At 45.5% G+C, this 20,757-nt stretch carries 19 protein-coding genes; 18 read left to right on the top strand and 1 reads right to left on the bottom strand.

Annotated elements, in window-relative coordinates; translation table 11 throughout:
* The first annotated feature begins 154 nt into the window (after window positions 1–154).
* The 11 genes from NLX73_RS05180 (at window position 155) to mobB (ending at window position 8,100) form a co-directional block, all read left to right on the top strand.
* Window positions 155–1,177, top strand: coding sequence for an NADH:flavin oxidoreductase/NADH oxidase (locus NLX73_RS05180; RefSeq protein ID WP_081330763.1), 1,023 nt, complete (start codon window positions 155–157; stop codon window positions 1,175–1,177).
* Window positions 1,178–1,264: 87 nt separating this feature from the next.
* On the top strand, window positions 1,265–1,933 hold the full coding sequence (locus NLX73_RS05185) for a PspA/IM30 family protein (protein ID WP_013310486.1): 669 nt from the start codon (window positions 1,265–1,267) through the stop codon (window positions 1,931–1,933).
* Window positions 1,934–2,064: 131 nt separating this feature from the next.
* The gene (locus tag NLX73_RS05190) at window positions 2,065–2,472 is read left to right on the top strand and encodes a DUF350 domain-containing protein (RefSeq protein ID WP_235309699.1); all 408 of its coding nucleotides are present in this window, start codon (window positions 2,065–2,067) and stop codon (window positions 2,470–2,472) included.
* 24 nt (window positions 2,473–2,496) lie between these two features.
* Window positions 2,497–3,003: a DUF4178 domain-containing protein gene (locus tag NLX73_RS05195; RefSeq protein ID WP_061828250.1), complete on the top strand. Its 507-nt coding sequence runs from the start codon at window positions 2,497–2,499 to the stop codon at window positions 3,001–3,003.
* A gap of 13 nt (window positions 3,004–3,016) precedes the next feature.
* Complete coding sequence (locus NLX73_RS05200) at window positions 3,017–3,772, top strand: DUF4247 domain-containing protein (RefSeq protein ID WP_061828251.1); 756 nt, start codon at window positions 3,017–3,019, stop codon at window positions 3,770–3,772.
* 222 nt (window positions 3,773–3,994) lie between these two features.
* Window positions 3,995–4,447: an SRPBCC family protein gene (locus NLX73_RS05205; protein WP_254325518.1), complete on the top strand. Its 453-nt coding sequence runs from the start codon at window positions 3,995–3,997 to the stop codon at window positions 4,445–4,447.
* A 191-nt stretch (window positions 4,448–4,638) separates the two neighbouring features.
* On the top strand, window positions 4,639–5,352 hold the full coding sequence (locus NLX73_RS05210) for a hypothetical protein (protein ID WP_254325519.1): 714 nt from the start codon (window positions 4,639–4,641) through the stop codon (window positions 5,350–5,352).
* Window positions 5,303–5,851, top strand: coding sequence for an accessory gene regulator ArgB-like protein (locus NLX73_RS05215; protein ID WP_254325520.1), 549 nt, complete (start codon window positions 5,303–5,305; stop codon window positions 5,849–5,851). The genes NLX73_RS05210 and NLX73_RS05215 overlap by 50 nt, the downstream gene beginning before the upstream one ends.
* Window positions 5,824–5,955, top strand: coding sequence for a hypothetical protein (locus tag NLX73_RS24915; RefSeq protein WP_257785361.1), 132 nt, complete (start codon window positions 5,824–5,826; stop codon window positions 5,953–5,955). Before NLX73_RS05215 ends, NLX73_RS24915 begins: the two co-directional genes overlap by 28 nt.
* A 322-nt stretch (window positions 5,956–6,277) precedes the next feature.
* On the top strand, window positions 6,278–7,555 hold the full coding sequence (locus NLX73_RS05220) for a molybdopterin molybdotransferase MoeA (protein ID WP_254325521.1): 1,278 nt from the start codon (window positions 6,278–6,280) through the stop codon (window positions 7,553–7,555).
* On the top strand, window positions 7,552–8,100 hold the full coding sequence (mobB, locus tag NLX73_RS05225) for a molybdopterin-guanine dinucleotide biosynthesis protein B (protein WP_254325522.1): 549 nt from the start codon (window positions 7,552–7,554) through the stop codon (window positions 8,098–8,100). The genes NLX73_RS05220 and mobB overlap by 4 nt, the downstream gene beginning before the upstream one ends.
* Window positions 8,101–8,104: 4 nt before the next feature.
* Here mobB and xerS read toward each other — a convergent pair whose 3' ends face one another.
* Window positions 8,105–9,205: a tyrosine recombinase XerS gene (gene xerS / locus NLX73_RS05230; protein WP_254325523.1), complete on the bottom strand. Its 1,101-nt coding sequence runs from the start codon at window positions 9,203–9,205 to the stop codon at window positions 8,105–8,107.
* Window positions 9,206–9,321: 116 nt separating this feature from the next.
* On the opposite strand from xerS, the gene NLX73_RS05235 reads away from it, so the two are divergent.
* The 7 genes from NLX73_RS05235 to NLX73_RS05265 all read left to right on the top strand — a co-directional run bounded on the left by NLX73_RS05235 (window position 9,322) and on the right by NLX73_RS05265 (window position 20,654).
* The gene (locus NLX73_RS05235) at window positions 9,322–9,831 is read left to right on the top strand and encodes a GNAT family N-acetyltransferase (protein WP_023988942.1); all 510 of its coding nucleotides are present in this window, start codon (window positions 9,322–9,324) and stop codon (window positions 9,829–9,831) included.
* 257 nt (window positions 9,832–10,088) lie between these two features.
* Entirely contained in the window at window positions 10,089–11,732 is a 1,644-nt protein-coding gene (locus tag NLX73_RS05240) for an ABC transporter substrate-binding protein (RefSeq protein WP_483311697.1), read from the top strand.
* Between the two features lie 50 nt (window positions 11,733–11,782).
* Window positions 11,783–12,709: an ABC transporter permease gene (locus NLX73_RS05245; protein ID WP_254325524.1), complete on the top strand. Its 927-nt coding sequence runs from the start codon at window positions 11,783–11,785 to the stop codon at window positions 12,707–12,709.
* Window positions 12,710–12,739: 30 nt separating this feature from the next.
* The gene (locus NLX73_RS05250; protein ID WP_254325525.1) at window positions 12,740–13,636 is read left to right on the top strand and encodes an ABC transporter permease; all 897 of its coding nucleotides are present in this window, start codon (window positions 12,740–12,742) and stop codon (window positions 13,634–13,636) included.
* A gap of 45 nt (window positions 13,637–13,681) precedes the next feature.
* Window positions 13,682–15,814 (top strand): ABC transporter ATP-binding protein, encoded by a 2,133-nt coding sequence (locus NLX73_RS05255; RefSeq protein ID WP_254325526.1) that lies wholly within the window; start codon window positions 13,682–13,684, stop codon window positions 15,812–15,814.
* Window positions 15,815–15,928: 114 nt separating this feature from the next.
* Entirely contained in the window at window positions 15,929–17,101 is a 1,173-nt protein-coding gene (locus NLX73_RS05260; RefSeq protein ID WP_250261231.1) for a M20 metallopeptidase family protein, read from the top strand.
* A 481-nt stretch (window positions 17,102–17,582) separates the two neighbouring features.
* Entirely contained in the window at window positions 17,583–20,654 is a 3,072-nt protein-coding gene (locus NLX73_RS05265; protein WP_254325527.1) for a X2-like carbohydrate binding domain-containing protein, read from the top strand.
* Window positions 20,655–20,757 lie beyond the last annotated feature (103 nt).

The following is a 20,757-nucleotide window of genomic DNA, read 5'->3' on the forward strand; positions in this document are numbered from 1 at the left end:
TAATCGTACATATTCTCTTAAACATGACCGAAAACAGGAGCATTTTCGCAAGTTTTAGCCTTACAACGAATTCGGTATACTGTGACAGCTGGTGTATAATGGGGATGCAATTCATAATTATACAGACATGGAATTGAAGGAAGGATGGATAAAAGTGACCGACTTGTTTACTCCTTATCAATTAAAGGGGCTTTCTTTAAAAAATCGGATTGTCATGCCCCCGATGTGCCAATACAGCGTGGAGGCCAAGGACGGAAATCCAACGGATTGGCATCATGTCCATTATGTGAGCCGGGCAGTAGGAGGCACTGGACTTATTATTGTGGAAATGACAGCGGTCCATCCAGATGGACGTATTACGGATCGTGATTTGGGTATTTGGAGTGACGAACATATTCCTGCATATCGTAAGATTGTAGAGGAAGTCCACAAGTATGGTGCCAAGATTGGTATTCAACTAGGCCACGCTGGACGCAAGGCTGAAGATGCTGAGCAACCTGTGGGTCCGTCCACGATTCCTTTTAGCGAACGCTTTAAAAAGCCGCACGCCTTAAAGACAGCTGAAGTCAGGGAATTGGTCCAGGCATACAAAGAAGGCGCGCGCCGCGCGGTGGAAGCCGGTTTTGATACGGTTGAGATACATGGCGCTCACGGCTATCTGATCCATCAATTTCATTCGCCTTTAACAAATACCAGAGAAGATGAATATGGGCAGGATTTGTCACTGTTCGGTGTTGAGGTCATACATGCTGTTAAAGAGGTTCTTCCTGCTGATATGCCTGTGCTTATGCGGATATCTGCCAAAGAATACGTCGAGGATGGATATAATGTGGAATACATAACAGGCGTAGGGGAACGATATCGTGATGCAGGTGTGGATATTTTCCATATTTCTTCTGGTGGTGAGGGTCCGATTGGTTCTGGCGGAGGCCCGTCTGCGCGTGCCGGCTATCAGGTGGATTTGGCTCATACCATCCGTGAAAAGCTGAATGTACCTGTGATTGCTGTTGGCTTACTGGATGATTATGAGGACGCCCGCCGGGTTGTTCAGCAGAAAGAAGCTGATCTGGTAGCAATAGGGCGTGCCATGCTGCGTGATCCCTATTGGGCGCTGCATGCATCGCGGGAGCTAAAAGTACAGGCCGACATCCCAGAGCCTTACTTGCGCGGTTTTTAGATATTTTTGAAACCCTCTTTGCAAAGCTTGCGTAAACATGTGTACAGAGCTTAAAATTTAAGCATTCAACTCTAGGAGGAACTTCACATGTCTATTTTCAAACGATTAAGAGATCTTACGATGTCCAACATTAACGCCATTATCGACAAGGCAGAAGATCCAATTAAAATGACGGATCAATACATTCGTGATATGCAAGAGGACCTGGAAGATGCAGAGAAAGCGGTAGCCGCTCAAATTGCTATTGAAAAGAGGTTCAAACAGCAATACGAAGAACAGGCTGCTTTGGTAAAGAAACGTGAAGAACAGGCACATACCGCTGCAAAAGCACAAAATGTAGATCTGGCCCGTCGTGCGCTGGAAGAAAAGAAATCTGCTGAACAAAAAATGAACGAGTTCAAAGCTGGTTACGAACAGAACAAAGCTGCAGCCGATAATCTTCGTGGCAAGCTGGATGAAATGCGCAGACAGCTGACAGAAATGAAAAACAAGCGCGAAACACTGGTTGCCCGTTATAATGCAGCTAAAGCGCAAACCGAAATTAACAAAGCTATGAACGGTTTTAGCTCTGATACGGCAACTGCCGGATTGAAGCGTATGGAAGAAAAAATGCTGCAAGCAGAAGCACGTGCCGAAGCGAGCAACGAAATGTCCTCTAAGGAAAAATCGTTGGATGAGGAGTTCAAAGAGCTGGATAAGAAAAGCGCCGTGGACGATGAGCTTGCCGCTTTGTTAAAGCAATACGAAAATAAATAAGAACATTTTAGCAATGCCACCAAGTGTGATTGCTCAGGAAGCGAAGGAGAAACGTTTTCTCCTTCGCTTTTCCCTGCCTGGAGGCGCAAAACATTATATGAAGGTCAAGAAGATGTGGAGGATGGTATGAAATGCATTTTTTAGAAACGATGAAAGCAATGCTTGTATGGACTGGTGCGGGGGCTATTTTGATCTTCGTATTAATGTATGTCGACTCTTTATTTACGAAGTATAAGGATTTTGCCGAAGTGAAAGCTGGAAATATGGCCGTAACGGTACGAATGATTATGAAGCTGGTTGCACAAGGCTATATTTTGTCAGGGTCTATCGCTACAGCTAATAATTTGCTCGAAGCGCTTGTGTATTCTGTGATCGCCTTTGTCATCCTGCTTGTTTTGGAAGTTATTGTACGTCTGCTGTTGCGGTACTGGGCTCAGTTTGACCTGGATAAAGGTACACAGGAAGGTAAAATTGGTTTCGGTCTGTTTTCAGGAGCGCTGCATCTAGTTGGCGCCTTGATCATTACAGCATGCTTCTAGGCTAAGAAAGGCAGGAATATAACCATGGGTGTGTGGAAACGAATTTCAAATCTATTTGCTAAGCCGGAGCCGCCAAAAGCAGAGAAAAGCATGCTTCACTTAAATCCAGGTGATATCTGTGAAGTGTCGCTTGTTACCTATGAAGTGGTAGGTCGTGTACATAATCGTGCCCGAAATGCCGTTGTTTTGACGCTTCAGGATGGTAATCAAGTCAGTTATCTTCATATTGAGGAACGGGAAACACTGCAATTCGGACTATATCAGGCCATCGACGGCAGACTTGACAACCCCGAGGAAGTGCCGACCATTTTAGAGCTGGATGATACAACGTATCATTTGGAGGAGCAATATTCTGGGCAAGTTACCGTCATGGGCCGTGCTCCTTTCCGACAGGGTGGAGAGCAGCATGTTTGGCAGTACCAGTCTGATGATTATCATCTGTTGCGGGTAGAGTGGCAGGACGGTCGCTTTATGCTTTATGAAGGAGAAGAAGTGATTACCGGAGACGTCAAGGTTATTCGGGCAAGCTAGGAGAGGGTTACACATGAGCAAACGCACCTGGCAGTATGCATTAAAGATCATGGTGGCGCTGAGCTTGTTCGTATCCGTTTTAAGCGGCTGCGGCGCGCCAAATGTAAAAGATACGTATCCGCTGGAATCGGTTAGTGGCAGCGGAAACTCGACCTCGTATGTATACCGGGCAGCTGGTAAGACAGTCCCGGAAGTAGCGGAGGAATTGAAAGAACAGCGTACACCGGAACAAATGTCACCGCAGAGCAATGAGCGGATGTTTCTGGTATATAGCGATGAGTGGTACCATTTGCAGCAAGATCCAGCTAAGAAGGAAGATACACTCATTGAAATTGACAGTAAAAAGTATGTCGAACAAAATTACAGTTCAAGCTTTCTAAAAGGATACTTAACCGCAACTGTGCTGGATGCTCTGTTTGATTCGTTGCGTGGTTCAGGCTCCTATCGGGGCTACTCCAGCAGAGATGTATACCGACCTTCTCAGGGCCAATATCGTGCTCCTACGGTGCAGGAGAAAAAAGCGATCCCGCCGATTACGGTGGAGCGGAAAGGTTCGGTTACCCGTAGAGGAAAGAACTCGGATTCCAGTGTTGGATCAAGCGGAAGTCTGTTCGACAGAGGGTCCAGCAGTTCACCGAGCAGAGGCTCGATTTCACGTGACCGTAGCGACAGCGGTGGTTCCAGCATATTTGATTCGCCGCGTAGATCTTATAGTAAGCCCAAAACACGTAGCGGTTCAGGTAAAATCAGCCGACGAAGTCGACGATGACGGGTATCGTCAATTTATTTGAAAACAAAAGATTCGCGGAACTGTGGTACTGATGCACAGTTCCTTTTTTTATTTTTAGAGATGACGTTGGTGATCATCTAGCGGCACAGCCATCAAGTAGAAGTGGACAGATAAGGGAAAGCAGCCGCAACCTACACCTTTATGGATATAATAATGTAGAGATAATCAAAACTCTGTTTGATTGAAGGGATTGAAAATTAAATGGTACTATCTATTTCTTGGCCAGATCTTTCACAAAGACCATTTAATCTAATGGTGGAACGAAAAATGGAGTGTTCTCCGATTGTCCTGTATCAGGCGTGGACGAAGCAGTTTGACAGTTGGTTTGCAGCCCCAGGATCAGTATTAATGGAGGCTGAATTGAACACGACCTTCTTTTTCGAAACGCATTTTGAAGGGAAGCGTCATCCACATTACGGAAGATTTCTAAGACTTGAGCAAAACAGACTTATCGAGCTGACTTGGGTTACTGGCGAAGGCGGCACCAAGGGAGCTGAAACAGTGGTCACCGTTGAGCTTAAACCTCGCGGTAATGGCACGCATCTTTACTTAACGCATGCAGGTTTTCCAGATGAGAATTCAAGGAACCAACATGAGCAGGCTTGGCCGCTTGTAATTGAGCAGCTCGACAAAAGGATGATGCCAGATAGATAATTCAGAAGGTTACAGGCTAAAATTGCAACAAGAGGACGATTTTAAAATCGTTCTTTTCATATTTTTTGACGACAAAAATAATATTTACCTTACATAAAAACAAATATTACCAGTTTACTAGATTATTTCATTGCCACATCTATTAGTAAAATATACAATTACAACAGGCGAAATAAGAGGATGGTGTATCTGTGTTATCTGCTTTTTTATATATATTACTTGGTGTATTCGATGCTTTGGCCGCTGTTATTTTGGTCTTAAAGCTTTATATGCTTCCCGTGAGGCAATATCGCACAAAAATATTATTCTATGCAATGGGCATAGCTTTGTTTTCCTTTCTAATGAGGGAAGTTATAGGCTTGCCTAAATTAGATTTGCCGCTTCAGTATTTGTTAATGGTTATCTTTTTTAGATACGGTTTAGGGATCAAAACCCATCTAGCAGCTTTTTCTGCTGGTTCTGGTCTAACAGCCTACATTAACCTACAACTTTTTGTATTTCTGTTTGCAAATTTTTTCGGAGTAGCAGAACCAGGTGTTATTAATGATACTTCTGGCTCTTCTATTTACGTTATTCAGTTATCTTCTATTATTATTGCGTACTTTATTTCTTTTGTGATGGGAAAATATAACTTTGGATTCTCGTTTATAATTCAGCCTCCACATGATTTTTTAAGAGCTGAAAATTACTTATCGTCTCTAAATAAGCTGTTGATTCTAGGTGCTCTAATATCAGCTGCCACCATTTTTATTACTTTGTATATGCTCTATAGCTCAAATACCATAGGATTACTATCCATTTCATTGCTTACTTTCGGTTTGTCGTATTTCTTTTCAGAGAGAGGAGATTACGAGGGTGCTAGAAGCGCTATCAAGGTACATCGCAACGGAAATAAAAAAAGCTGATCCTGATGGCCCAACAAGTGTAGAAGTGATGGAGTATGCGCTTGGTATAAAAATTACCGAAGTGTCGTCGATACTAATGGTTGTGGTTATCGCTTGGATGACTGGGCATTTTTTGGGATCGTTATTCGCTCTGGTTACTATCATGTTTGTAAGAAGATTTTCAGGAGGGGCACACTTCAGTAATCTTACATTTTGTGTCTGTTTTACAACGGCAATATGTGTAACTATACCCTTCGTCTCTTTAAATTTATCAACAATTTTGATTATTAATGCTTGTTCAATATTAGTGTTTTTAGTTTATGCACCCAATCATTTTATTTATATTCATAAGACCAATAACCACAAATATTATAAAACTGTATGTGTTTTGGTATGCGCAGTGAATTTTTTTATACAGTCCCACATAATATGTTTAGCTTTAGCTATTCAAGCATTCAGCATTCTTCCTTTATGGAAAGGAGGTGAACGAAAATGGATAAGAGATTGGCGAGAGCTTTAAATATAAGACTGGGAAAATACGCTAACGAATCTACCAAAAATGAAAAAACAGTATTTGGTGCTAAACCGATACCGGCTGAGCTTAAGAAAAAAGAAAAGAACTGATGAAGTACCGCGTTTTCAATTTGGGGCATTGCTTTTATACGATCGGGCTAACCGCACAGACTTGCAAGGAAGCTTTTCAGCTATCACGACTTGGTTTTGTGAGATCGAGTCTAACGCATTTGGAGGTACGATTCGAAGAATCTGACTTCACTTGCTCTATGTCTCATAATAAGCTTAAAGCACTTAAAAAGTTATAGAAATGACCCGTAGAATTCACGGGTTATTTTTATTGCCATACATACTTAGACACCCCCCGATTTGCCAGATAACAGTTTTAGCGTTATAACAGAAAGAGGGCATTTTAGAAGAACGGAGTGAGATTATGAATCATACATCATTAAACGCAGAAAAATTCCAGCGTAAAGCAGTTCAGGTGGAAGAGGCGCAAAGCAGGATAGCTAGCCATGTTAAACAGGGTGAAAGGGAAGACGTAGAGCTGGAGCAGGCGCATGGACGCTATTTGGCGGTGGATTTGACCGCACCACACCCGTATCCCCGTTTTCGTCGCTCAGGTATGGACGGTTATGCGATCCTTGGATCGGACACTGAAGTGTGCTCGTCCGGTCAGGAAATCTGGTTACATGTGATTGATGAAATTCCATGTGGCACCGTATCGGACAAGCGGGTGGAGACTGGAATGGCTGCCCGCATCATGACAGGAGCGCAATTACCTGAAGGAGCGGACACGGTTGTCATGCTGGAAGCAACACAGCTGCGTGAGGAAAATGGACAGACATATGTCGGCTTAAAGAAGCGTATGGAGATTGGCAAAAATGTGACACAGATTGGTCATGAGATTCAGGAAGGTCAGCTTTTGCTTAGTAAGGGAACCTGCCTGGGAGCAGGGCACATCTCGGTACTGGCTACTTTTGGAGTACATCAGGTACCTGTTTACAGAAAGCCTAGGGTGGCCGTTTTTTCTACAGGATCGGAATTACTTGCAGTGGATGAGCCGTTACAACCGGGGAAAATTCGAAACAGTAATACATATATGCTGGCTTCTCAAATTAGAGAGGCAGGAGGAGAGCCGTTCATTTTACAAGCCATTCATGATGATTTGAGCCTTGCCCGTACCTCTGTACGTGAAGCGATAGCTGCCTATGATATCGTGGTCACGAGTGGAGGAGTATCGGTGGGGGATTTTGATATTATGGGTGACCTGGTACGACAGGAAGATGTGAATATGCTGTTCAACAAGGTTACGATGCGTCCAGGAAGTGTGACCACAGCCGCAGTGATTGACGGCAAGCTGTTATTTGCGCTTTCAGGCAACCCCGGTGCGTGCTTTGTAGGCTGTGAGCTGTTTGTACGGCCGACGATCCAAATGATGTTATCTTCGGCACATCCATATTTACAAACCTGGACGGCGAAGTTAGGCGCAGATTATACGAAGGTAAACAACTATACACGCTTTGTACGCAGCTCTCTGGAGATACGTGGTGGGCAAGTATACGCGATTCCTGCGCGAGTAGATGAATCCAGTGTCATGGTGACCATTAAGGACAGCGACTGTCTGATCGTAATTCCTCCTACAACAGAAGGATTATGCGAAGGTGAAGAGGTGCGAGTACTGGTATTACAAGGTGGACAGGTAACGTGAATACGAAACATCCATTTGTATGTCAAATCGTCGGATTCAAAAATACGGGGAAAACGACCTTTCTCGGAGGGTTGATTCGTTATGTGCAGAAGTCAGGTCTACGCGTAGCAGTGATCAAGCATGATGGACATGAATTTGAAATGGATCATGAGGGTACAGATACGTACAAGCACCGACAGGTGGGTGCTGAAGGCGTAGCTATTGTTTCGGCTGGAAGAACAGCCATTTTAGAGGAGCATAGTCAGCCTGTCACCAGTCTGATCCGGCATTTTCAGGCCTATGATTGTGTGTTGCTGGAAGGCTTCAAGCAGGAGGATTATCCAAAGCTGGTCATGGTGCGGGAACAATCGGATGCTCAGCTTACCGATAAGCTGACAAATGTGCAGGGGATAGCGGTTTGGGAGCATCAAATGGATTGGGCTCAAGGTCACTACTCAGATGAAATGATACAGATATTTCCTGCCGAGGCCAACGGACCCGCAGGCCGCTGGCTACTCGAACAGATTCAAAAGCAGATAGAAGGAATGAGGAATAAGCAGGGGTGAGACATCAATCGGCTGAGTCGGTTAGAGTCTCTACCCGCCGTTCGATCGCCTGGGACATGGTTTTGTCAGTCAGGTGGGCATACACTTCTGTTGTTTCTGTCGAAGCGTGCCCCAGTTGTTCCTTTGTTTTGTAAATATCATTTTGTAAATAATAATCAGTAGCAAAGGAATGACGAAGCTTATGCACGGTAAGGTAAGGCTTGCCGAAACGCTTGGCGTACTTGATGATCATTGCCTGAATCGCTCTTTTGGTCATCCGTTTGTCTTCTGTACTGCCGTTAGGACGTGCGACAAAGAGAGCTTTTTCTTTTTTTGGGGCGCGGTAACGGGTATGTCTCAGGGACAAATAAAGTATGAGATCATCTTTGGATTGCTCGCGGAAATACACCGGCGTTTTAAAGGTTTCGTCGTTATTGCCTTTGCGGTACACATATAATAATTTATTGTTTATGTCTAAATCATCTAGATTCAGATTGACGATTTCAGATACGCGCAGGCCTGAGTTCAAAATGAGGCTGGCGATGCAGGCATCCCGTTCCTTATTTAGTTCATAGGAGTATAACGCCTGCTTGTTATCGGCCAAATCCTGACCATAGCCTTCATAAATATAACCGATGAATTCAAGCAGTTCTTCCTCTTCCAGTATTTTACCTTTAAGCTTGGCCGCCGTATCCTTGGGTTTATGTATACGCTTGATTTCGACCTTGGCCATAATGTTGCGTTTGAGCAATGGATAAAAATTTTCATCCTCAGCGATCTGACTCAAATAATGAAAAAGCGAACGCAGGGACGATAGCTTACGTGAAATGGTAATACGGGAGTTGGAGCCTTCGCGCTTCGTAGACAGGAATAATCGAAAGCCTGTAATACTGTCCATATGAAGTGTCTCCAATTCTTCCAGTGTAACTTGGGCATTTGTTTCTCCAGTAGACAAGCCTTCCGAGCGAAGCCATGAAAAGAAAGCTTCGTAATCCCGCACATATTCTAGTAATGTGGAAGGGGACAGGTCGGGCAGCTTGTAATCCATAAATTGCTGCACGTACCATGGTAATCCCGGCATTTTTTCATCTAGTTTGCGCCGGTCGATGATCTTTTGTATATTCATTGGGTTCCACCTCGTCCGGTCATAATATATATGTATTTTAGCATATTTTGCACAGCACTGGATGGGATGTAATTCGAAGTTAAAGAACAGATTGAACCGCCAAGAGAGGTGAAAGTATGGGGTATAATATCAAATCGGAACTGAAGCTGTCTATTAAGAGTGTACCGGAGTCGCAAAAGGACATTATTGTACAGCTCATGCAATTTTATTTATACGATTTTACAGCCTATCTTCGAATTGATGTCACTGAGAAGGGTACATTCCCGGCTTATCCAGACTTGTATCAATATTGGACGAGCGGTGAACAGAAGCTACCTTTTCTGATTTGGAGACAGGATATTCCTGTGGGCTTTGCACTCGTTGACCGAATGTCCAGCAATCGAGAAGCTGACTACTACATGGCTGAGTTCTTTGTACTTCGTCCTTATCGGCATAATGGGGTTGGGACTTGGGCGGCTCATGAGCTGTTTGGACGTTTTAACGGACGTTGGAAGGTGACCCAAATGAGCACCAATAGGCCGGCACAATCCTTTTGGCGTAAGGTGATTGGAAGCTATACGAAAGGTGAGTACAGGGAACAAACACATCCGGTAAGAGGGAATATAAGTCAGTTTTTCAATACCTGAAAAATTCACAATAGAAAAATCAGTAATAAAAAAGAGTCGGGGAGAGTATCCTATCGGCTCTTTTTTGTTGTCAATTCAAGTCTTCTATCCATCTATAGATCATTCCAATTAGAACCTGCATTGACACTAGAAAAACGCAGGTATACAGTTATTAACATAATTCATATATATCAGATTGGAATTATCGACAATGGAACATCGGCTCCCAAAATGCAATGTAATCATAACATCATCTATCAGATCGGAGAGTGTTTTTCGTGAAACGAACAAGTCGATTTGCAAAAATGGCAGCTTTAACCCTGTCGATGGTGCTAGTCTTATCAGCATGCTCGGGTAATAGCGGAGCCAATTCTACGAATACCGATGCAAATGCAGCAGTAGACGGGCAAGCTGCAGAAGGCGGAGATCTTACCTATGCCCTGGCAACATCGCCGGATTCACTGGACCCACATAAGAGTGGATTGGCAGTAGCATCTCGGGTATATCGTGCGATATTCGATAATTTGGTGGTAAAGCTGCCGGATAATACGATTAAGCCTTGGCTGGCAACCGAATGGAGCGTTTCCGAGGATGGCAAAAGCTATACATTCAAGCTGCGCAAGGACATTAAGTTCCATGACGGAACTCCGTTCAATGCGGAAGCTGTTAAATTTAGCTATGATCGGATTATTGATCCGCAAGCCGTAGTAGGTAATGCCGCTAACTTGCTGGCTCCCTATGAGTCCTCACAGGTGATTGACGAATACACGATTAAATTGAATCTGAAACGACCATCGCAAGCATTTTTGAGCAATTTAAGTGTTCCGGCTGTAGCCATTGTTTCTCCGGCAGGAGTTAAAAAATATGGAGATCAATTCGGTAAGCATCCTGTGGGTACAGGCCCTTTTAAGTTTGTAAAATGGGACGAAAATGCAGAAATCAAAATCGAACGTAACCCGGATTACAAATGGGCACCGGAAACTATTGAAAATCAGGGAGCGCCGTATTTGGACAGCGTGACCTTTAAAATTGTTCCGGAGGAGGCAACCCGGATCGGCAGTGTGCAGAGTGGGCAGGCTTTGGCCGCTGAAACCGTCCCACCGCAGAATATTTTAACGTTGAAGAGTGACCCTAATTTCCAATTGTTGCAGGTCAATACTCTAGGCTTGCCATACACGCTGTTCATTAACCAAAAGAAGACACCGTGGAATGAATTGAAGGCGAGGCAGGCATTGCAATATGGTATTGATGTGGAGACGATCGTCAAAACACTGTATCTAGGAACTTATGAACAGGCTTGGTCGCCACTTACTCCAGGTATTTTTGGATATGATAAATCACTGGAAAACGGCTTACAGCCTGATCTTAACAAGGCCAATCAGTTACTGGATGAGTTGGGATGGGTTAAGGGAGCGGATGGTTTCCGGGTGAAGGATGGACAACGCCTGACGCTGCATTATGTAGACGGCACTCCGAACCGTGAAAAACGGAACGACATTGCAGCCATTATTCAGCAGCAGCTGAAGAAAATCGGTATTGATGTGAAGATTGAAATAACCAAGGATATTGCAACAGTTGTATATACGAACGGAAACTATGATTTCTACGGAAATAGCCAGGTCAATGTGGACCCGAACGCATTATATGCTTTTTACCATACCGCGGCACCAAATCAGCGGCCTACACTGCCTAACTTCTCCAATCCAGAAGTCGACAAGCTGTTGGAGCAGGGAGCTATTGAAAAGGATGATGCCAATCGGGAGGAGATTTACAAAAAGGTGCAACAGCTAATCCGCGATCAGGCCGTCATCATTCCTATTTATGTTTTCCCTTATACGGTTGGAGCCGCCAAGTCTGTCCAGGGTCTCAAATTCGATGTAGTGGGTTATCCGCTCTTTAACGATGTGCGTATTCAAAAATAGTATTGCTAAATAGTATCTGGGGACCATTCAGACGGGAAGGAGTGTGGGCTATGATCAGAGCTGTTGCAGCAAGACTGGTTACTTCTTTGTTGGTCATTCTGGGTTCCTATATTTTGGTATTCAGTATTTTGTATCTGCTTCCGGGGGACCCGGTGGATTCGATTCTTGACCCTTCAACGGCCACGCCAGAGATGATCGCCAATTTGCGTCATAAGCTGGGAGTGGATCAGCCTTTTCATGTTCAGTTTTTAAACTATTTCGGAAATCTGCTACAAGGTGATTTTGGAAAATCACTGCTCAATGCTGATCCGGTGCTGCCTAAAATATGGGTCAATCTTCCGCCTACACTGGCGCTGACGCTTGCCGGTTCTGCTATTTCGGTCATTATCGGTGTCCTGCTTGGAGTGCTGTCAGCCATTCATCGGGATAAGCCGATTGATATCATCGCACGAATCGTTGGATTGTTCGGCATTTCTATGCCCACATTCTGGTCAGGCATTCTGCTGTTGCTTATTTTCTCTATTCACTTGGGATGGCTGCCTGCTATGGGCTCGGATGGTTGGAAAACCCTTGTGCTTCCGTCTCTCACTTTGGGCATTGTCGGTGCAGGGTTCATTGTCAGAATGGTGCGCAACAGTATGCTGGAGGTCATTAATGAGCAGTTCATCGTAACGCTCCGTTCCAAGGGTTTGTCTGAGAAGGTTATTATGTATCGCCATGCGCTACGCAATGCGTTGATTCCAGCGATAACGATGATCGGGATGCTGATGGGAGAAATGCTGGCCGGAGCAGTTGTGAGTGAGACGGTATTTTCGCGGCAAGGCATTGGGCGTTTAATTGCGGATGCAATTATGGCTAAAGACTTGCCAGTTGTGCAGGGAGTTGTATTGTTCTCTGCCATCATGTATGTGATCGTAAATCTGCTGGTGGATATATCGTATACGTTCATTGATCCAAGGGTTAGACGCTCGGCGTAAGCCGGAAGGATTCAGGGAGGAGGAAGACGGTTGAGAGAAACAATGGCTGCCAAAACAATTTGGAAAGAAAGAAAGCTGCGGGTAGCTCGGCAAACTGGAAAGTTGCGGTTCGGTGGAGTGTCGGATGGGTTCGTATATGCGGCGGGACTAATTATTGTGTTCGTAATCGCCTGTGCGGCGTTTCCACAATGGATTGCTTCTTATGCACCCACAGAAATGTTAAGCGACCATATTTTACAAGGCCCAAGTGCTTCTCACTGGTTCGGAACGGACTATTTTGGGCGGGATGTATTCAGTCTGGTTGTTCACGGAAGTCGGGATTCTCTGTTTATTGGCTTTATGTCGGTACTCGTCGGCAGTCTGGTGGGTGGAATTATTGGTGCGCTCTCAGGTTACATTGGCGGTACAGTGGATTCGATACTGATGCGATTTATTGATATTTTGATGACTATTCCTGGCATTCTGCTGGCTTTGGCGATTGCGGCGGCTCTTGGCCCAAGTTTGTTCAATATTGTGCTGGCGGTAGCCATATCTGCTGTCCCCGGTTATGCAAGAGTTATGCGCGGTCAAATTATGAGTATAAAAGAACGTTCTTACGTCACGGCTTCACGTTCCATCGGAGTTACACCCTTCGGGATCTTTTGGCGTCATGTGCTTCCTAATTCCTTGTCCCCTTTGCTCGTGATGGCGACGCTTGGCATCGGTAGCGCTATTTTGGCCGGATCAGGATTAAGCTTTCTGGGACTTGGCACAGTAAAGGAAATTCCGGATTGGGGAACAGTATTGTCTCAAGGACGAGGATATTTGACAGTAGCTTGGTGGATATGTACCTTTCCTGGCCTAGCCATTACGTTATTTGTGTTGTCAGTCAATATTTTGGGTGACAAGCTGAGAGACCAGTTGGACCCGAAAAAGAATGCAAACTAGCATCAGGCAGCCTATTCTTAAGTGCTATAGAAGGAGGGAGTTCGTTTGTCATCATTGCTGGAGATTGAACATTTGTCGGTCGATTTTCACACTAAAAAAGGTTTGCTGCAAGCACTCGACAACGTATCACTAACGATCGGGGCGGGAGAAACGGTCTGCCTCGTCGGTGAATCCGGCAGCGGAAAAACGATTACCTCCAAGGCGATTATGCGGCTAATCGATTATGAAAACGGACGAATTGCCCAAGGACAAATACGGTTGCAGGGCATAGATTTGACCGTTTTGTCGCAGCAGGAATTACGCTCACTTCGTGGCAAAAAGATGGCGATGGTATTTCAGGAGCCGATGTCGGCGTTTGATCCGGTGTACACTATCGGGTATCAACTGATAGAAATCATCATGGAGCATAACCGGAAGACACGAAAGCAAGCATGGACTCATGCGGTTCATTTGCTGAACAGGGTAGGGATTCCTGAACCAGAACTTCGTATGAAGCAGTACCCCGGAGAACTGTCCGGTGGGATGCTACAACGGGCAATGATTGCAATGGCACTTTCATGTGGCCCTGAGCTGCTAATAGCGGATGAACCAACAACGGCGCTGGATGTAACGATTCAGTCACAAATTCTGCAATTGCTTCAGGAATTAAAGGCAGAATTCAACATGTCGATTCTGTTGATTACGCATGATTTGGGTATTGCGGCAGAGGTAGCGGATCGAATTGTTGTGATGTATGCTGGTCGAGTCGTGGAGCAGGCAGCAACGGAAGAACTGTTCGAGCTGCCATTGCACCCTTACACTAGAGGGTTGCTTCGTTCGGTGGCAACACTGGATACAGATCGCAGCAGCAAGCTCTTTTCGATCCCAGGGGCAATTCCCAGCCTGAGTGCATTGCCTTCCGGCTGCTTGTTTCACCCGCGATGTCCGCACGCGACGGATCAATGCAAAAACGAAGCGCCACCGCTGGCAGCCAAGGATGAACGCGAGGTAGCTTGCTGGCATTCCGAGCAATTGGCTACGTCCGGTGATTGGCGTATTACAGAGCTATCTGTGAAAGGGCAGATCACAGCAGATGCTGTTGCAAAGGCAACCGAAGTAAAGGAAGAAGTGACGAACGTATCTGCTGTTGATGGGGCTAAGGTGAGCATTCATGGCATGCAGGTAAAGAACTCCCCTGAATCCAATGAGACTATCATGGAAAATGTCCAGAACAAGCAGGACTTGTTTCGGGTGGATGGACTTCGCAAGTATTATCCGGTGAAAAAAAGCTTTCCCGGTCGGACTGGTACTTCGATCCGGGCGGTGGATGATGTATCGTTTTCAATTCGAAAGGGCGAAACCTTTGGTTTGGTCGGAGAATCCGGCAGTGGTAAGTCTACTTTAGGCCGGATGCTGATGCAGCTGGAACGGCCGACCTCCGGGCAGGTATGGTTCCAGAATCAGGAGCTAACACGTTTAGGAAATTCTGAGTTGCGATCCGTTCGTCGTGATATGCAGATGATTTTTCAAGACCCCTACGGATCTCTTGATCCACGGTGGAGTGTAGGAGATATCATAGGAGAGCCGCTTGCAGTTCATGAAGGGCTGAATGGCAAGGCAAAGCAGGAACGGGTGGAGGAACTCTTGAGCGCTGTTGGATTATCACCTTCGCTAGTTACGCGATTTCCGCATGAATTTTCGGGAGGACAGCGCCAACGAATCGGGATAGCCCGTGCCATTGCTCTGCAACCGCAGTTTATTTTGGCGGATGAGGCAGTGTCGGCTTTGGATGTTTCCGTTCAGGCGCAAATTGTCAATCTGCTTCAGGACTTACAGCGTAAGCTGGATACGACCTATTTGTTTATCGCACACGGATTGCATATAGTCCGCCATATTTCAGATCGGATAGGGGTTATGTACTTGGGAAAACTTGTAGAAATTGCGCCAAGTGATGAGTTGTTCAGGCATCCTGCCCATCCGTATACCCGAGGGCTTGTTGCCTCGATACCTAATCCAAATCCGAAAAACCGCCGGGAGCTAATTACGATACAAGGTGAGATTCCTTCGCCTGCGAAGCCTCCATCCGGCTGTCGTTTTCATACCCGCTGTCCACTAGCGACCTCGCGTTGCCGTGAGGAAGTACCTGAACTGACAGCGATTAGCACAGGACATTATGCCGCTTGTCATTACCCGTCCTAGGTTCAAGACACCCCTTTGATCTACTATCGGCATGATAAGAGAACTACATTCTATAGGCCGTTCATGGTAAGATAAGGATAGAAGTATATAAATTCAATAGGAAAAGAGGGTATTATGCTAGAAAAATGGGTTCAGGAATTAAAAGATGGTGAACAAGAGCTGATTGCATGGAGAAGACATCTACATCAGCATCCCGAGCTTTCTTTTGAAGAAACGAATACGTCTGCATTTATCGCCGATCAATTGCGCTCTTTTGGCATTGAGGTAAGAACGAATGTGGGTGGAAACGGTGTGCTCGGGTTTTTAGAAGGCGGTCAGCCAGGTAGAACGATTGCATTTCGTGCTGATTTTGATGCGCTTCCCATTCAGGATGAAAAGGATGTGCCTTATAAATCGACCGTTCCGGGTGTTATGCATGCCTGCGGACATGATGGTCACACGGCTGCGTTACTTGGAGTGGCACGCGTATTGAGCCATAACCGTGAGGCGTTGAAGGGAAAGCTTGTGTTTATTTTTCAACATGCAGAAGAAAAACCGCCTGGTGGAGCCAAGTTTATGATTGAGGATGGCTGTCTGGATGGGGTAGAGGCGGTATACGGTATTCACCTCGCATCTGAAATTCCGCTTGGTAAAATTGGATTAAAGAGTGGGCCTGCGATGGCGGCTGTCGACGCGTTTACGATCCAGATCAACGGTAAAGGCGGGCATGGCGCACGACCGCATCAGACGGTGGACTCTATTGTTATCGGCAGTCAAATTGTGAACGGGTTGCAGCAGGTGGTTAGTCGCAGGGTGGACCCTATTGAATCAGCAGTGTTAACGATTGGGGTATTTCAAGCTGGAACTGCCTTTAATGTGATTGCAGATAAGGCCAAAATTGAAGGGACTGTACGTACGTTTAATAAGGAAGTGCGTAAGGAAGTCGAGAATGAAATTCGCAGTATCGTCAAGGGGTTGACTGAGGCTTATCATGCCGGATACGAAATTGACTATTTGAATGGCTATCCTTCTTTGGTGAATGCCGAAGCCGAAACGGAACGTGTACGCGAGCTTATTGGCAGACTGTATGGAGCAGACGCTTTTTTGAATTTGAAGCCGGTCATGGGAGCAGAGGATTTTGCTTATTATTTGGAGCAGCGACCGGGAGCATTCATTCATGTGGGTGCACGCAATGAGGATGAACGAACGCATTTTGCTCATCACCATCCTCACTTTGATTTTGATGAGCGAGCATTGCTCGTCTCAGGACATATTTTTTTAGCTCTGGCGCTTGAATACTTGCAATAATATGCATATGTTTATGACTGACGACAGTATTAACGGAAGCAACTGAAGCTGGAACCGCGCATAGCGCGGTTTTTTGTTGTAAATCAAAGTATTTTGACACCCATAAAGAATGAAAATGAAGTAATTAATTCATTATATGAAAAATTCATAATAGAATTAAATAAAAGGTGTTAACTCTGAAGGAAGTCCAAACCTCATATTATAAGCTGAGGAGCAGGAGATAATATTGCATTATCTTGATTTTTCGCACAAGGAAATGAGAAAAAGATGACGAATCTATTGAGCAAGACACCGATGTAAGCGCTAACAAAACGAGTATCGCACCGTATATATTGGTTGAATGGGGGTGAGCCTGAGAAAACATTTGTCAGATTTGTGAGAAGCAACGATAACGATAGGAACGTATTCAGAATCGGCTGATTACTTTGATCTCAAAATGACTCGCATATTCAAATGATATTGAAGAAGGAGGTTGAATTCATTGACTAAGGCAAAAAACAGGTTGAGAATTGCTTGTTTGGCGCTTGTGGTAGCGGGTGCTTCCTGGACAGGAATGATAGCACCGGCTCATGCTGCTCCAAGTGACGATTACAGTTGGAAAAGTGTCGTTACGGGTGGAGGTGGTGGTTTTGTACCTGGCATTATTTTTAATGAAACGGAAAAAGACCTAATCTATGCCCGTACAGATATTGGAGGAGCTTACCGCTGGAATGCTGCCAATGAGAGCTGGGTTCCGCTGACGGATTCTGTGGGCTGGGAGGATTGGAACAAAAATGGTGTCGATGCACTGGCGACCGATCCTATTGATCCGAATCGTGTATATATAGCTACAGGTACGTATACTAATTCATGGGATAAAGAAAACGGGCAGATTATGCGTTCCACCGACAGGGGTAATACGTGGCAGACAACCAAGCTTCCTTTTAAGGTGGGGGGCAATATGCCGGGGCGTTCAATGGGTGAACGTCTGACGATTGATCCAAATAAGAATAATATTTTGTTCTTTGGAGCTCGAAGTGGTAATGGACTATGGAAAAGCTCTGACTTCGGAGCAACTTGGAGCAAGGTGAGCAGTTTCCCGAATCCAGGGACGTATGTACAGGACCCTTCCAATGAATATACCAGCGACATTGTCGGTTTGGCCTGGATTACCTTTGACAAAAAAACAGGCTCTTCCAGTAAAGCAACGCAGACGATCTATGTAGGTGTTGCAGATAAAAAGCAAAGTGTCTATCGCAGTACAGATGGCGGGACAACCTGGTCTGCTATAGCGGGACAGCCTACGGGCTATTTGCCACATCACGGCGTTTTATCAGCGGACGGCAACTTGTATATTTCTTATAGCGATGGAGCTGGTCCATATGACGGAACAAAGGGTGAACTGTGGAAATTGAATACAGCAAGCGGGCAGTGGACTAACATTAGCCCTATTGGTAGCAGCAGCGCGGACAATCATTTTGGATATGGTGGACTGACGGTGGATGCCCAGAAGCCAGGTACACTTATGGTTGCTACCTTGAATGCCTGGTGGCCGGATGAAACAATTTATCGCAGCACGGATAGTGGAGCAACCTGGAGTCCTATTTGGGAATTCGATGGTTATCCGTCTCGCAAGCTGAAATACAATCTGGATATAAGCGGTGCGCCTTGGCTGACTTTCAATGCCAACCCTGCTCCACCGGAAGCATCACCCAAGCTAGGGTGGATGATCGGAGATCTGGAGATAGATCCATTTAATTCAGACCATATGCTGTATGGCACCGGAGCTACGATTTATGGCTCTAAAAACCTGACCAATTGGGATAAAGGAGGAAAGCTGGATATTTCAGTAGCCGCTAAAGGGGTAGAGGAAACAGCCATTTTGGATTTGGTGAGCCCTCCAGTTGGCGCGCCTTTGGTGAGCGCAGTAGGTGATGTCTCTGGTTTCAGGCATGACGATCTGTTCAAGGCTCCAGCTAAAATGCTGGATAATCCGACCTTTACAAGCAGCGAAAGCATCGATTATGCCGAGCTGAATCCTTCTTTTATGGCCCGGGTGGGTAAAGCGGATTATAAAAAAGATTCAAATGCCAAATCCATCGGTTTTTCCAATGATGGCGGAGCCAACTGGTATAAGGCAAATAGCGAGCCTTCCGGTACAGCAGGAGGAGGCAGCATCGCCGTAGCGGCAGATGGGAATGGCTTGCTGTGGAGTACATCGGACAAAGGTGTGTTCTACTCCAAAACTGGCGGCAACGCATGGACAGCAAGCACAGGGATTCCAGCGAATGCAAAGATCGTCTCTGATCGAGTGAACCCTAATAAATATTACGCATTTGCCTCCGGGAAAATATATGTGAGCACCAATGGAGGGGTATCCTTTACGCCATCAGCGGTAACTGGCTTACCGACAGCAGGCAATGCTGATATTGATGCTGTACGAGGAGCAGAAGGAGATGTATGGTTCGCCGGAGGCTCCGAGGATGGAGGGCCATATGGCTTATGGCATTCCAAGGATTCTGGCGCTACGTTCACCAAGCTCTCTAATGTGCAGGAAGCGGATTTTGTAGGCTTTGGTAAGGCAGCGCCGAACCGTACGAATGCAGCGGTATTTATCGTTGGTAAAATTGATGGTACACGTGGATTTTACCGTTCGGACGATGCTGGCGCAAACTGGGCGCGCATTAATGATGACAAGCATCAATATGCTCGAGTGACCAAAATTATTGGGGACCCTCGGGTTTACGGACGTGCTTATCTGGGAACGAATGGCCGCGGCATTCTGGTAGCAGATCGTGTGGGTGGTGATCAGCCATCTACCGGGCAAGCAAGTATTACACCAACGACTGCAACCTATGGAGTAGATAACAGCAATACCGATATTACTGTCAAGCTTACACTTAACGGTAATACGCTAGAAGCGATCAAGCAGGGGAGCGTGGTGCTGAACAAGGGTGAAGATTATACAGTTAGTGAAGAAACAGTCGTTCTTACTAACAAGTATTTATCGAAACTTCCTAAAGGAGAGACCACGCTCAACTTCCATTTTAGTACAGGCACTGATGCGTTGTTCACGATTACGGTGAAAGGGGATACGCCAAGTGAGCCGGGAACAGGCGAGGGCGTTCTGAAGGTGCAAGCCTTCAATGGGAATGTATCCGCCACAAGCAATACAATCAGTTCCAAATTTAAAATAACCAATACGGGAACCTCATCAATTTCCCTAGCAGACATGACATTGCGTTATTATTACACCATTAACGGGGAGAAAGCACAAAATTTCTTCACGGATTGGTCGAGCGTCGGTACAGGGAATGTGATTGCTAGCTTCAAAACATTATCCAATGCGAAGCCAGGGGCAGATTCTTATGCAGAAATCGGGTTTAACTCAGCTGCGAGTTCTTTAGAGCCCGGTCAAAGTGTGGAGTTGCAAACCCGGATATCCAAAGAGGACTGGAGCAGTTACACGCAAACCGATGATTATTCATTTAATCCCACAGCAAACAGTTTACAAGATTCTGCTAAAATAACCGCTTACCTGTCTGGAAGCAAGCAATGGGGAATTGAGCCCTAAACCTTAATAAGGATAATCCTAAGTCAGCCACTCTAATGAGTGAGCTGGCTTTATTTTTGATGACCTTGTTGTCCCGCATTCTTTTTTAGGGAAAAAGCAACGA

It is taken from the genome of Paenibacillus sp. CH40, from assembly GCF_024213605.1.
In the GTDB taxonomy this organism is placed as follows: Bacteria; Bacillota; Bacilli; order Paenibacillales; family Paenibacillaceae; genus Paenibacillus; species Paenibacillus polymyxa_B.